Annotated in this window: 10 protein-coding genes; all 10 read left to right on the forward strand. The window is 74.4% G+C overall.

Annotated features, from left to right (window positions below; genetic code table 11):
* The first annotated feature begins 97 nt into the window (after positions 1 to 97).
* The 10 genes from ACZ58X_RS04725 to ACZ58X_RS04770 all read left to right on the forward strand — a co-directional run bounded on the left by ACZ58X_RS04725 (position 98) and on the right by ACZ58X_RS04770 (position 13,275).
* Positions 98 to 991 carry a 2-hydroxy-3-oxopropionate reductase gene (locus ACZ58X_RS04725; RefSeq protein ID WP_470332228.1) on the forward strand — a complete coding sequence of 298 codons (894 nt, stop codon included), beginning with the start codon at positions 98 to 100 and terminating at the stop codon, positions 989 to 991.
* 455 nt (positions 992 to 1,446) lie between these two features.
* Positions 1,447 to 2,589, forward strand: a complete 1,143-nt coding sequence (locus tag ACZ58X_RS04730; protein WP_470332229.1) for a glycerate kinase — start codon at positions 1,447 to 1,449, stop codon at positions 2,587 to 2,589.
* Between the two features lie 231 nt (positions 2,590 to 2,820).
* Complete coding sequence (gene allB / locus ACZ58X_RS04735) at positions 2,821 to 4,179, forward strand: allantoinase AllB (RefSeq protein WP_470332230.1); 1,359 nt, start codon at positions 2,821 to 2,823, stop codon at positions 4,177 to 4,179.
* 54 nt (positions 4,180 to 4,233) lie between these two features.
* On the forward strand, positions 4,234 to 5,493 hold the full coding sequence (alc, locus tag ACZ58X_RS04740; protein ID WP_470332231.1) for an allantoicase: 1,260 nt from the start codon (positions 4,234 to 4,236) through the stop codon (positions 5,491 to 5,493).
* A gap of 68 nt (positions 5,494 to 5,561) precedes the next feature.
* Positions 5,562 to 7,022, forward strand: a complete 1,461-nt coding sequence (locus tag ACZ58X_RS04745; protein ID WP_470332232.1) for a catalase — start codon at positions 5,562 to 5,564, stop codon at positions 7,020 to 7,022.
* 357 nt (positions 7,023 to 7,379) lie between these two features.
* Entirely contained in the window at positions 7,380 to 8,159 is a 780-nt protein-coding gene (locus tag ACZ58X_RS04750) for an IclR family transcriptional regulator (RefSeq protein WP_470332233.1), read from the forward strand.
* A 207-nt stretch (positions 8,160 to 8,366) separates the two neighbouring features.
* On the forward strand, positions 8,367 to 9,284 hold the full coding sequence (locus ACZ58X_RS04755) for a metal-dependent hydrolase (protein ID WP_470332234.1): 918 nt from the start codon (positions 8,367 to 8,369) through the stop codon (positions 9,282 to 9,284).
* Between the two features lie 197 nt (positions 9,285 to 9,481).
* The gene (locus tag ACZ58X_RS04760; RefSeq protein ID WP_470332235.1) at positions 9,482 to 10,576 is read left to right on the forward strand and encodes a PDR/VanB family oxidoreductase; all 1,095 of its coding nucleotides are present in this window, start codon (positions 9,482 to 9,484) and stop codon (positions 10,574 to 10,576) included.
* Between the two features lie 12 nt (positions 10,577 to 10,588).
* Positions 10,589 to 11,545 (forward strand): M24 family metallopeptidase, encoded by a 957-nt coding sequence (locus ACZ58X_RS04765; RefSeq protein ID WP_470332236.1) that lies wholly within the window; start codon positions 10,589 to 10,591, stop codon positions 11,543 to 11,545.
* Positions 11,542 to 13,275, forward strand: a complete 1,734-nt coding sequence (locus tag ACZ58X_RS04770) for an SDR family oxidoreductase (RefSeq protein ID WP_470332237.1) — start codon at positions 11,542 to 11,544, stop codon at positions 13,273 to 13,275. The genes ACZ58X_RS04765 and ACZ58X_RS04770 overlap by 4 nt, the downstream gene beginning before the upstream one ends.
* Positions 13,276 to 13,322 lie beyond the last annotated feature (47 nt).

Consider the following 13,322-nt stretch of genomic DNA (forward strand, 5'->3'; position numbering starts at 1 on the left):
CGCCCGCGGCGCCCGTCCGGTCCGCGTACGCGGCGTACCGCAGCGCCCGTCCGGCCCGTCACCCCTCCCCACCCGCACACGTAAGGAACCCGACGCGATGAGCGCCTCCCGCAAGATTGCCTTCGTCGGCCTCGGCATCATGGGCAAGCCCATGGCCGTCAACCTGGTCAAGGCCGGCCACGACGTGACCGGCTTCGACCTCTCCCAGGCCTCGATCGACACCGTGGTCGCGGCCGGCGGCCACGGCGCCGCCAGCATCGCCGAAGCGGTGAAGGACGCCGAGGTGGTCATCACCATGGTCCCGGCCGACCCGCACGTCGAGGCGGTCATCCTCGGTGAGGGCGGCGTCCTGGAGAACGTCCAGGCCGGCACCCTGGTGATCGACATGTCCTCGATCACCCCGCAGACCTCCATCAAGGTCGGCAAGGCCGCCCGTGAGAAGGGCGTGCGCACCCTGGACGCCCCGGTCTCCGGCGGCGAGGCCGGTGCGGTCGAGGCGGTGCTGTCGATCATGGTCGGTGGCGAGGCGGCGGACTTCGCCGAGGCGAAGCCGCTGTTCGACGCGCTCGGCACCACGGTCGTCCACGTCGGCCCCGACGGCGCCGGCCAGACCGTCAAGGCCGCCAACCAGCTGATCGTCGCGGTCAACATCCAGGTGCTCGCCGAGGCCGTGGTGTTCCTGGAGAACGCCGGCGTCGACCTCGCGGCCGCGCTGGACGTGCTCGGCGGCGGCCTGGCCGGCTCCACGGTGCTCAACCGCAAGAAGGCGAACATGCTCAACCGCGAGTTCGCCCCCGGCTTCCGGATCGACCTGCACCACAAGGACATGGGCATCGTCACCGACGCCGCCCGCGCCGTGGGCGCCGCGCTGCCGGTCGGCGCCGTGGTCGCCCAGCTGGTCGCCTCCGCCCGGGCCAACGGCGACGGTTCGCTCGACCACTCGGCGCTGCTGCGCGGCGTCGAGCGGCTCTCGGGCCGCGAGGTCGCCTGACCCGAGGGGCTACGGCCCCCCCAGACTCCTCCTGGTGGCGTGTACCTGATCCGGTCGTGCCCGCGCCACCAGGAGGCCAGACCCGACCGGCGTGCGGGCAGGGGCTCATCCGCCCGCCCGCCGGTCGATCCAAGCCGGTGACGCACCCACCCTCCCCTGGGGGCACTTCGGTCGTGCCAGCGGTGCGTCGCCTGGCCCCCTCCTCGCCGAGGGGAGCCCCTCGAACGTCGGAAGCGGGTCGAGGGGAACGGCGGGGAGGGGGTCGCACCCCCTCCAGGACCGGCGCTCCAACCGGAGCAGCGCTCCTTCGGGAGCGGCGCTCCCGTGGGAGCCCGGGCCCGGGCCGGGCCGCACCGCCCGGCCGGGGGGTCGCAACCCGGCGCCACCGGACCCATGCTTGTCCGGACCAGAGTTCGTCGAACACCGCCCGACCCGCACGGAAGTGAGGACCACCGATGCCCCCCACCCCCCTCAAGGGCCACGTGGTCGTAGCGCCGGACAAGTTCAAGGGCACCCTGGAGGGTGCCGAGGTCGCCGCCCGGATCGCCGCCGGCATCCGGCGCGCCGCGCCCGGCAGCGACGTGCGCGAACTGCCCGTCGCCGACGGCGGCGAGGGCACCCTGGCCGCGGCGCTCGCGGCCGGCTTCGACCGCGTCCCGGCCAAGGTGGCCGGCCCGACCGGCCTGCCGGTGGACGCCGCACTGGCCGTCCGCGGCGACACCGCCGTGGTCGAACTGGCCCAGGCCTCCGGGCTCGCCCGGCTGCCCGGCGGCCGGACGGCCCCGCTCGCGGCCGGCTCCTACGGCGTCGGCCAGCTGATCGCCCGCGCGGTGTCGATGGGCGCCAAGCGGATCGTGCTCGGCCTCGGCGGCAGTGCCTGCACGGACGGCGGGGCCGGCATGGTGCAGGCGCTCGGGGTCCGGCTGCGGGACGCCGACGACGTCGAACTGCCGCCCGGCGGAGCCGCGTTGCGCCGCCTGGAGCGGATCGACCTCGGCCCGCTGGCCGAGCTGCTGACCGGCGTGGACGTCGTGGTCGCCTGCGACGTGGACAACCCGCTGCTGGGCCCGCGCGGCGCGACCGCCGTCTACGGCCCGCAGAAGGGCGCCGACGGCGATGACCTGGTGGTCCTGGAGCAGGGGCTGACCCGCTTCGCCGACCAGGTGGCCGCGGTGACCGGACGGGACGTGCGGGAGGCCCCCGGCGCCGGGGCCGCGGGCGGGGTGGGCTTCGCCGCCCTCGCCCTGCTCGGTGCCACCATGCGACCCGGTATCGAGCTGCTGCTCGAACTGCTGGGTTTCGACGAGGCCGTGCGTGGGGCACGCCTCGTCGTCACCGGCGAGGGCTGCCTGGACGCTCAGACGCTCCATGGCAAGGCCCCCGCCGGAGTCGCCGCGGCGGCTGCCCGGGCGGGGGTTCGGGTGGCCGCTGTGGCGGGTCGGCTGGAGCTGTCCGAGCCCGAGTGGCGGGCGGCCGGCTTCACCGCCGCGATCGCCCTCACCGACCTGGCCGAGCAGCCGGGGGACAGCATGACCAGGGCCGGCGAGCTGGCCGAGGTGGCGGGGGAGCGGCTGGCCGAAACGCTGCTGCCGGGCTGATCCCGCGGGCGTTCCGCTGGACGTTCCTCCGTACGTTCCTCCATTGACGTTTTGTTGAAGGCGGGCCTAGGCTCCCGGCAATCCTTCGGTTCCAGCCACGCCGACCGCCCCACGCCGACCGCCCCACGCCGACCGCCCCCCGCCCACCGCCGCGCGAGCGCCTCCCGGGCCGCGTGCCCGGTGCGCCCCCGCGTACCGCCATCCCCCCAGTCCCAGGTTTCGGAGGTCCCCATGCCGATCAGCCAGCCAGCGGTGATCCGCTCCCGCCGGGCGGTCCTGCCCGACGGCGAGCGCCCCGCGGACGTGCTGATCCGGGACGGCAGGATCGAGCAGGTCGCCGCCCACGGATCGCTCGTGGTCGGCGACAGCGAACTCGTCGACCTCGGCGACACCGCGCTGCTGCCCGGCCTGGTCGACACCCACGTGCACGTCAACGAGCCCGGCCGGACCGAGTGGGAGGGCTTCGCCACCGCCACCCGGGCCGCCGCGGCCGGCGGCGTCACCACGATCATCGACATGCCGCTCAACTCCGTGCCGCCCACCACCACGGTGGCGGGGCTGGACGTCAAGCGGAAGACCGCCGAGGGCCAGGCCTGGGTCGACCTCGGCTTCTGGGGCGGGGCCGTCCCCGGCAACGTCCCGGACCTCGAACCCCTGCACCGGGCGGGCGTGTTCGGCTTCAAGAGCTTCCTCGCCCCGTCCGGCGTCGACGAGTTCCCGCACGTCGAGGCCGCCGACCTGGAGGCCGCGCTGGCCGAGCAGGCCCGGCTCGGGGCGCTGGCGATCATCCACGCCGAGGACCCGGCCGTGCTGGCCGCCGCGCCACAGCAACCCGGCGTCCACTACCGGGACTTCCTCGCCTCCCGCCCGGCCGGCGCGGAGACCGCGGCGGTCGCCCACCTGCTCGACACGGCCCGGCGCACCGGCGCCCGGGTGCACATCCTGCACGTCTCCTCGGCCGCGGTGCTGCCCCTGCTGCGCCGGGCTCGCGAGGAGGGCGTGCGGGTCACCGCCGAGACCTGCCCGCACTACCTGACGCTCGCCGCCGAGCAGGTGCCCGACGGCGACACCGCCTTCAAGTGCTGCCCGCCGATCCGCGACGAGGCCAACCGGGACGCGCTCTGGGAGGCCCTGGCCGACGGCGAGTTCACCGCCGTCGTCTCGGACCACTCGCCGTCCACCCCCGACCTCAAGCTGCTGCCCGAGTTCGGCGGCAGCGGCGACTTCGCGGCGGCCTGGGGCGGCATCGCCTCGCTCCAGCTGGGCCTGCCCGCGATCTGGAGCGAGGCCCGCCGGCGCGGCCACACACTGGCCGACGTGGTGCGCTGGATGTCGGCGGGACCGGCCGGCCTGGTCGGCCTCACCGGTACCAAGGGCGCCATCGCGGCGGGCTGCGACGCCGACCTGGTCGCCTTCGACCCCGACGGGGAATTCGCCGTCCACGCGGGCGAGTTGCACCACCGCAACCCGGTCACCCCGTACGCCGGACGGACCTTGAGCGGCGCCGTCCGCACCACCTGGCTGCGCGGCCGGGCGGTGGACACCGGGGCCGAGCCCTTCGGCCGCCAGTTGCTGCGCCCGGCGGACTAGGGCGTCTTCGGGCCCGCCAACTCCCTTACCCACCACGTCTTCCGAGGAGAGTCAGTGACCACTGCCGACACCCCGAGCGCTCCCTTCACCGAGCTGGTCAACCTGGCCTCCCGGCTGCTCGGCGCGGGCGTCGTCGCCACCAATGAGGACACCTTCGCGGACGCCGAGAACCTGCTGGTGGCCAAGCCGGCCGAGTTCCGCCCGCACACCTTCGGCCACAAGGGCCAGATCATGGACGGCTGGGAGTCCAAGCGCCGCCGCGGCGTCTCCGCCGACCAGCCGCACCCCACCGACCAGGACCACGACTGGGCGATCGTCCGGCTCGGCGTCGGCGGTGCGATCCGCGGCGTGATCGTCGACACCGCGCACTTCACCGGCAACTACCCGGAGAGCGCCGTGGTCGAGGCCGCCTCCGTCCCCGGGCACCCCTCGCCCGAGGAGCTGCAGGCCGCCGAGTGGACCGTCCTCGTGCCCCGCACCCCGCTGCGCGGCGACACCGCCCACGAGTTCGCCGTCCAGGACGACTCCCGCTACACCCACGTGCGGCTCAACATCTACCCGGACGGCGGCGTGGCCCGGCTCCGGGTGCACGGCGAGGTGCTGCCCGACCCGCGCGAACTGGACGGCCTCACCTTCGACCTGGCCGCCCAGGAGTACGGCGGCGTGGCCGAGGCGGCGTCCGACCGCTACTTCTCCTCCCCGCACAACCTGAACGCTCCCGGTCGCGCCTCCGTCATGGGCGAGGGCTGGGAGACCCGTCGTCGGCGCGACAAGGCCAACGACTGGGTTCAGATCGCCCTGGCCGGGGGCGGTGAGGTCCTGGCCGCCGAGGTGGACACCACCCACTTCGTCGCCAATGCCCCCGGCTGGGCCGACCTGATCGGCTTCGACGCCTCGACCGGGCACGACCCGGCCGACGGCGAGTGGTTCGAGATCCTGCCCCGCACCCGCCTGCAGCCCGACACCCGGCACCGCTTCCGGCTCGACGTCGGCCGTCCGGTGACCCACGTGCGGATCAACGTCTACCCGGACGGCGGCCTCGCCCGCCTCCGGCTCACCGGCCGCCTCACCGAGGCCGGCCGCGCGGCCCTGGCGCTGCGCTGGTTCAACGCCGTCCCGGCCGCGGAGGCCGCCGCCGCCCTCGCCGACGCCGGCCTCGGCGCGGAGGAGGCCGCCGCCCTGGCCGCCGCCCGCCCGCTGGCGGACCCGGCCGCGGCCACCGCCGCGGTCGCCGGCCTCCAGCCGGCCGACGGCCCGGACGGCGAGCACTCCGCCCGCCGCCGCTCGGCGCTGTGGCGCCTGCTGGGCGTCTGAGCGGGGCTCGCCCGCTCGCCCGCTCCACCTCTCCACGCACCGCCTTATCGACACCTGAAGGACCCTCCATGTCCAAGATCCTGACCACGGAGTCCGGCGCCCCGGTCGCCGACAACCAGAACTCGGCCTCGGCCGGCGAGTACGGCCCGCTGCTGATCCAGGACCAGCAGCTGCTGGAGAAGCTGGCCCGGTTCAACCGCGAGCGCATCCCGGAGCGCGTCGTGCACGCCCGCGGCTCCGGCGCGTACGGCTACTTCGAGGTCACCGACGAGGTGTCGAAGTACACCCGGGCGGCGTTCCTGTCGGAGGTCGGCAAGCGCACCGAGGTCTTCCTGCGCTTCTCCACGGTGGCCGGCAACCTCGGCGCCAGCGACGCGGTGCGCGACCCGCGCGGCTTCGCGCTCAAGTTCTACACCGAGCAGGGCAACTACGACCTCGTCGGCAACAACACCCCGGTGTTCTTCATCAAGGACCCGGTCAAGTTCCCCGACTTCATCCACTCGCAGAAGCGCGACCCGTACACCGGCGTGCAGGAGGCCGACAACGTCTGGGACTTCTGGGCCCACTCGCCGGCCTCGACCCACCAGATCACCTGGCTGTTCGGCGACCGCGGCATCCCCGCCTCGTACCGCCACATGAACGGCTACGGCTCGCACACCTACCAGTGGGTCAACGCCGAGGGCGAGGCCTACTGGGTGAAGTACCACTTCAAGACCAACCAGGGCATCCGCAGCCTGGACGGCGGCCAGGCCGCCGAGGTGGTCGGCGCCGACGCCGACTCGCACCAGCGCGACCTCCACCAGGCCATCGAGCGGGGCGTGTTCCCGTCCTGGACCCTCTACGTCCAGCTGATGCCGGTCGCCGAGGCCGCGGACTACCGCTTCAACCCCTTCGACCTCACCAAGGTGTGGCCGCACGCCGACTACCCGCTGGTCAAGGTCGGCCGCCTGGTGCTCAACAAGAACCCGGAGAACGTCTTCGCCGAGGTCGAGCAGTCCGCGTTCTCGCCGAACAACTTCGTGCCCGGCATCGGCCCCTCCCCGGACAAGATGCTCCAGGGCCGGCTGTTCGCCTACGCCGACGCCCAGCGCTACCGCCTCGGCGTCAACCACACCCTGCTGCCGGTGAACGCCCCGCGCGCCACCGAGGCCAACAACTACGGCCGGGACGGCCTCATGGCCGCCAACAGCGCCGGCCGCGGCAAGAACTACGAGCCCAACTCGTACGACGGCCCGGCCCAGACCGACAGCGCGCTCGCCGCGCCGGTCAAGGTCGACGGCTACACCGGCACCTACACCACGCCGGCCCACACCAAGGACGACGACTTCTTCCAGGCCGGCGAGCTCTACCGGCTGATGTCGGAGGGCGAGAAGAGCCGCCTGATCGACAACATCGCGGGCTTCCTGGCGCAGGTCACCCGGGACGACGTGGTGGAGAAGAACCTCGCCCACTTCCACGCCGCCGACGAGGAGTACGGCGCCCGTCTGGAGGCCGCCGTCGCCAAGCTCCGCGCGGGCGACGAGGGCTGACCCGCCGCGGGCCGACTCCCGCCGCACCCGCCGCGGGTCGACTCCCGCCGCACCCGCCGTACCCTCCGCACCCTCAGGACCGCCGGGGCCCGCACCCCGGCGGCTCCACGACGGGCCCCTCCCCCCGGGCAGTGGGGGAGGGGCCCGTCGGGCTTCGTGGTGGGGGCCTCACGGCGCACGGGGCGCCGGGCGCGGGTTCCGTTGGTGCGTGTGCGCGGGGCCCCTTGTACCAGCCGACCGGCCGTGCTCCACGGAATGTTCACGGATATTCACGGACGGCAGTCGCCCGGGGCCGGGGGTGGATAGGCTGGAGACCGCCCGCGGTCGCTCCGTGGGGGGACATCGGAAGGGGACGACATGTCGACACCAGCCCCGGGTCGTCACGCCGCGCTGGACCCGGGCCCGACGGGCCCGTTCACCTCCCTGCAGCACGCCCTCAGACTGCTGGAGGCCGTCGACCGGCACCCCGACGGCGCCACCCTGGTCGGGCTCGCGCGGGAGACCTCGCTGGGCCTGCCGACCGTCCGCCGGCTCGCCGAGATCCTGGAGATCGAGGGCTACCTCCAGTGCCAGGACGGCGGTTGGGTGCTCGGCGGCACCTTCGCCCTGCTCGGGCAGCACAACCGGGAACAGCTCGTCAAGGCCCGGCTGAACCGCAAACTCGCCGAACTCCGGGACGAGTTGGGCGCCGCGGTCTACTTCACCCGGTACCACGACGGGGAGTTGTCGGTCGAGGCGGTCGCGGCCGCCGACTACGCGCCCGCCGTGCAGGAGTGGGTGGACTTCCGCGCCACCGCGCACGCCAGCGCGATCGGCAAGTGCCTGCTCAGCCAGCTCGACGCGGACGGCCGGCGGGACCACCTCTCCCGGCACCCGGTCGCCCGGCTGACCTCCCGCACCGTCACCGACGCCGACCAGCTGATGCACCGGCTGGAGCGCCAGCCCGCGACGGTGCCGGTGCTGGACATCCAGGAGTACGCGCTCGGCACGGTCTGCGCGGCGGTGCCGATCACGGCCGGCAGCACGGTCGGCTGCCTGGCCACCTCGATGCCGGTGGACAACATCCACAAGCTCAGGGCCGCCGCCGAACTGCTGGCCGCCCGGGCGGCACCGCTGATGCTGGCGATGGCGGTCTGAGCACCGCTCGCTCGTGGGGCCCCGTCGGACGCGCCGTCCGGCGGGGCCCGCGCGCTTTCCACGGGAGGGTTTCCGGGGGTGTCCCGCGGTGCACATCACTTATTAGACTCGATGTCGATAAGAGTGGTCGAACCCCTTGTCCGCACCGCTACCGGCGAGTACGTTTCCGAGAGTCGAGCCGCCGCCCCCAGGTCAGGAGGGCCTGCCATGCCCCGCTCCACCCCCGTCCCCGCCGTCGCCGCCCCCGCCGCGCGGGTGCACGAGAGCCTCGTCCTGGAACCCCGGGACGTCCGCTTCGACTGGGCCCGGCTGCCGCTGCACTGGATCCCGGACGAGCCGATGGCCACCCACGTGATCAACGTGCTGCACCTGCTGCTGCCCGAGGGCGAGCGCTGGTTCGTCAAGGTGTTCAAGGAGGCGCTCCCGCTGATCCGGGACGAGCAGCTGCGCGAGGAGGTGCTCGGCTTCATCGGGCAGGAGGCCATCCACGCCCAGGCCCACCAGGAGGTGCTCGACCACCTGCTCGGCCAGGGCCTCGATCCGCGCCCGTACGTCCGGCAGATCTCCTGGCTGTTCCAGCGCGTCCTCGGTGACAAGCCGGGCCTGACGCCGGCGCAGCGGCGGGAGAACGTCATCGAACGGGTCGCCTTCGTCGCGGCGATCGAGCACTTCACCGCCTTCCTCGGCAACTGGGCGCTCAACTCCCCCGGCCTGGACCGGGCCAAGGCCGACCCGACGATGCTGGACCTGCTGCGCTGGCACGGCGCCGAGGAGGTCGAGCACCGCAGCGTCGCCTTCGACCTGATGGTCCACCTGGACCCGGGCTACCTTCGACGGGTCCGCGGCATGGCGATCTCCGGGCCGCTGCTGGTGCACCTCTGGGTGCGCGGCGCACGCTTCCTGCTCGCCGCCGACCCGACCCTGGCGGGGCGGCTCAAGCCCACCTGGCGGGAGGCGGGCCGGATCGCCAAGCGTGGACTGCTGCCGGACCCGATCCGCTCCGTCCGCTCCGGGCTGCGCTACCTCCGGCCGGGCTACCACCCGACCCAGGAGGGCTCCTCCAGTCAGGCGCTGGGCTACCTCGCCACCTCCCCGGCCGCCCGGGCGGCGGCGGGGCGGGGCTGAGGGGAACAGCTGACAGCTGACAGGTTTCAACGAACAGCGAACGTTATCTGTTCGCTGAAATCTGAAATCTGAAATCTGTCAGTTGTCAGTCATCAGTCGTCGGCCGGCAGCTGCCGCCCGCCGTCGCCGCCCCCTCGGCCCGTCACCCCCTCGCCCGCCCGCCGCCCGTCCCCTCTCCCCGCCAAGGATCCGCCCGGATGGACCTGCTCACCCCGCCCCCCGACCTCTACGGCCGACCCCGCGCCGACGGCTTCATGCGCTGGCTCACCGCCTTCGGCGACCGCTACTCCCCGGCGCTCGGCGGCCCGCTGCTGCGCCGCAACCCCCGCCGGCCGCTCAGCCGCCCCACCCCGCTGCTCCGGCTGGTCGTCGCCGAGCGCCGTCAACTCGCCTCCGACGTGATCGAGTTGACCCTGGCCGACCCCTCCGGCGGTCAACTCCCGCCCTGGCAGCCCGGCGCCCACCTGCGGCTCGCCCTGCCCTCCGGTCGGGAGCGCCACTACTCGCTCAGCGGCGACCCCGCCGACCGCCGGCACTACCGGATCGCCGTCCGGCGGCTGCCCGGGGGCGGCGGAGGGTCCGTCGAGGTCCATGACGCCCTGCACCCGGGCGCCCGCCTCGCCGCCCGCCGCCCGCGCAACGGCTTCGCCTTCTGTGCCGAGCCCGCCGTCCTGCTGCTCGCCGGCGGCATCGGCGTCACCCCGCTGCTCCCGATGGCCCGCGAGGCCCAACGGCACGGCCTCGACTGGACGTTGGTGCACGTCGGCCGCAGTGCCGACACCCTCCCGTACAGCGGCGAGCTGCGCGCCCTCGACCCGCACCGGGTCGTGCTGCGCACCGACGACGAGCACGGCGGCGTCCCCACCGGCGCCGAACTCCTCGCCCACGCCCCGCGCGGCGCCGCCGTCTACTGCTGCGGTCCGGCCCCGATGCTCGCCGCCGTCCAGGCGGCGCTGGACGAATCCTCCGCCACCGCCCTGCACTTCGAGCGCTTCGGCGCCGCCCCGGTCACCGACGGCCGGCCCTTCGCCGTCCGGCTCGGCGCCGAGGGCCCGATCCTGGACGTCCCCGCCGACCGCTCCGCCCTGGACGTGCTGCGCGAGGCCCGCCCCGACCTCCCGTACTCCTGCCACCAGGGCTTCTGCGGCACCTGCGAGGTCCGCCTGCTGGCCGGTGCGCCCGAGCACCGGGACCGCCGCCTCACGCCCGAACAGCGCGCCGCCGGCGCCCTGCTGCCCTGCGTCTCCCGCGCCGCCGAGGGTGAGACCCTCGTGCTCGACCTCGACGTCTAGAAGGAGCCCCCGATGCCCCCGACGGCGCATGCGATGCCGACGTTCTCCTACTCCGAGCGCGACCTCGCCCGCTTCCGCGAGACCCAGCAACTCGCCTACCACTGCGCCGAACAGGTCGCCGCCTGGATCGAACCCGGGGTCACCGAGCGCCAGACCACCGCCGAGCTGCGCCGCCGCCTGGTCGCCGCCGGGGTGCAGGACTTCTTCCACGTCCCCTTCGCCTGGTTCGGCGACCGTACGGCCTTCCGGCACTTCCACACCCCGCTGCAGTTCTTCGCCGGCAACCGCCGCCTGGAGGAGGGCATGCCGTACGTGCTGGACTGCGCGCCCGTCGTGGACGGCTACACCGCCGACATCGGCTACGGCGGCAAGGTCGGCGAGAACCGGGTCTGGGACCGGCTGGCCGCCGACCTCCAGGTCTACCGCGAGCTGATCCTCGCCGAGGTGCGCGCCCGCAAGCCGCTCAGCGAGGTGTACGCGGCGGTGGACGCGCAGATCGCCGCGCACGGCTACGACAACCGGCACCAGGTCTACCCGGGCCGGGTGATCGGTCACCAGGTCACCCGCAACACGGCGCGCGGCCCGGCCGGGGTGAACGTCTTCGGCTTCGGCGTGCGCACCCTGCAGACCCTCGGCCGCGAGCTCATCTCCGAGCGCCTGCACGGCCGTTCACCGCTGTGGGCGGACGGGCGGTCGTCCCGGCACGCGCCCACCCCGGGGCTGTGGGCGGTGGAGCCGCACATCGGGTTCCGCGGCGTGGGCATCAAGTTCGAGGAACTGCTGGTGGTCACCGAGGACGACGCCTACTGGCTGGACGACGGCCTCCCGCACGTCCGCCGCTGGACCGCCGCCGCCCCGGGCGCCGGGAACGCCCCCGCCGAGCCGGCCGCCCCCGCCCCTGCCCCCGCCCCCGCCCCCGCCGCCGATGCCGCCCCCGCCGAGCCGACCGCCCAGGAGGCCACCCGATGACGACCCCCACCCGCCGCCGGACCGCCCACTCCGGCGGCATCCCGCTCGCCGTCTTCGAGCAGGGCGACCCCGGCGCCCCCACCGTCCTCCTGGTGCACGGCTACCCGGACACCCACACCGTCTGGGACGACATCGCCGCCGACCTCGCCCGCGACCACCACGTGGTCCGCTACGACGTGCGCGGCGCCGGCGAGTCGGGCGCCCCGGCACACCGCGACGGCTACCGCCTGGAGCAGCTCGCCGCCGACCTGTTCGCCGTCGCCGACGCCGTCAGCCCGGACCGCCCGGTCCACCTGGTCGCCCACGACTGGGGCTCGATCCAGTCCTGGGAGGCCGTCACCGCCCCCGGCGCCGAGCGCCGGATCGCCTCCTACACCACCCTGTCCGGCCCCAGCCTGGACCACATGGGCTTCTGGCTGCGCCACCGGCTGCGCCGCCCCACCCCGCGCCACCTGCGCCAACTGCTGCACCAGGGCGCGCACTCCTGGTACATCACCGCCTTCCACCTGCCCTTCCTCGCCCCGGCCGTGTGGCGCCTCGGCCTCGCCCGGGCCTGGCCGCGGGTGCTGCGCGACCTGGAGCACGTCACCCCGCGGGCCGACCACCCGCAGCACACCCTGCGCCGCGACGCGGTCCGCGGCATCGAGCTGTACCGTGCCAACTTCCGTCCCACGCTGGGGAGTCCGCGCGAGCGGCCGACCGAGGTGCCGGTCCAGCTGGTCACCCTCACCCGGGACCGCTACGTCGGCACCTACCTCTCCGAGGGCCTGGAACGCTGGGTGCCCCACCTGACCCGCCGCACGCTGCACGCCGGCCACTGGTCGGCGCTGCTGGAGAAGGGAGCCACCGTGGCCGCAATGGTCCGCGAGTTCACCACCCGGATCGACACCGGGAGCGCGGGAGGGGCCCAAGAGTCCTACGGGGACGGCCGGTTGGTGGTGGTCACCGGCGGTGGCAGCGGCATCGGCCGGGCCACCGCGCTGGCCTTCGCCGAGGAGGGCGCCCGGGTGGTGGTCTGCGACCTCGACCTCGCGGCCGCCGAGCGCACCGCCGAACTCGCCTCCCTGATCGGCCCGCAGGCGCACGCCTACCAGGTGGACGTCTCCGACGGCGCCGCGATGGACGCCTTCGCCCAGCGCGTCGCCGCCGAGCACGGCGTGCCCGACGTCATGGTCAACAACGCCGGCATCGGCCACTCCGGGACGTTCCTGCAGACCACCGAGAAGGAGTGGCAGCGCGTCCTGGACGTCAACCTCTGGGGGGTCATCCACGGCTGCCGCGCCTTCGGCACCCTGATGGCCGACCGGGGCCAGGGCGGCCACATCGTCAACGTCTCCTCGGCCGCCGCCTACCTGCCCGCCAAGGCGCTCACCGCCTACGCGACCAGCAAGGCCGCCGTCTTCATGCTCTCCGACTGCCTGCGCGCCGAGTTCGTCGGCCACGGCATCGGCGTCTCGACCATCTGCCCGGGCATCGTCAACACCAACATCACCCGCACCTCGACCTTCTCGGCGACCACCGCCGACGAGCAGTCCGCCAAGCGGGCCCGCGCCGCCAGGCTCTACGCCCGCCGCGGCTTCCCGCCGGAGAAGGTCGCGACCGCCATCGTCACCGCCGTCCGCACCGGCAAACCGGTCGTCCCGGTCACCCCCGAGGCCAAGGCCGCCCGCCTGCTCTCCCGCCTCAGCCCCGGGCTGCTCCGCCTCGCCGCCCGCCTCAACGTCACCTGAGCGGCCCCTGAGCGGCCTCCGAGCGGCCCCCGGGCGGCCCGCAGCGG

This window comes from Kitasatospora sp. NPDC040550 (assembly GCF_055594965.1).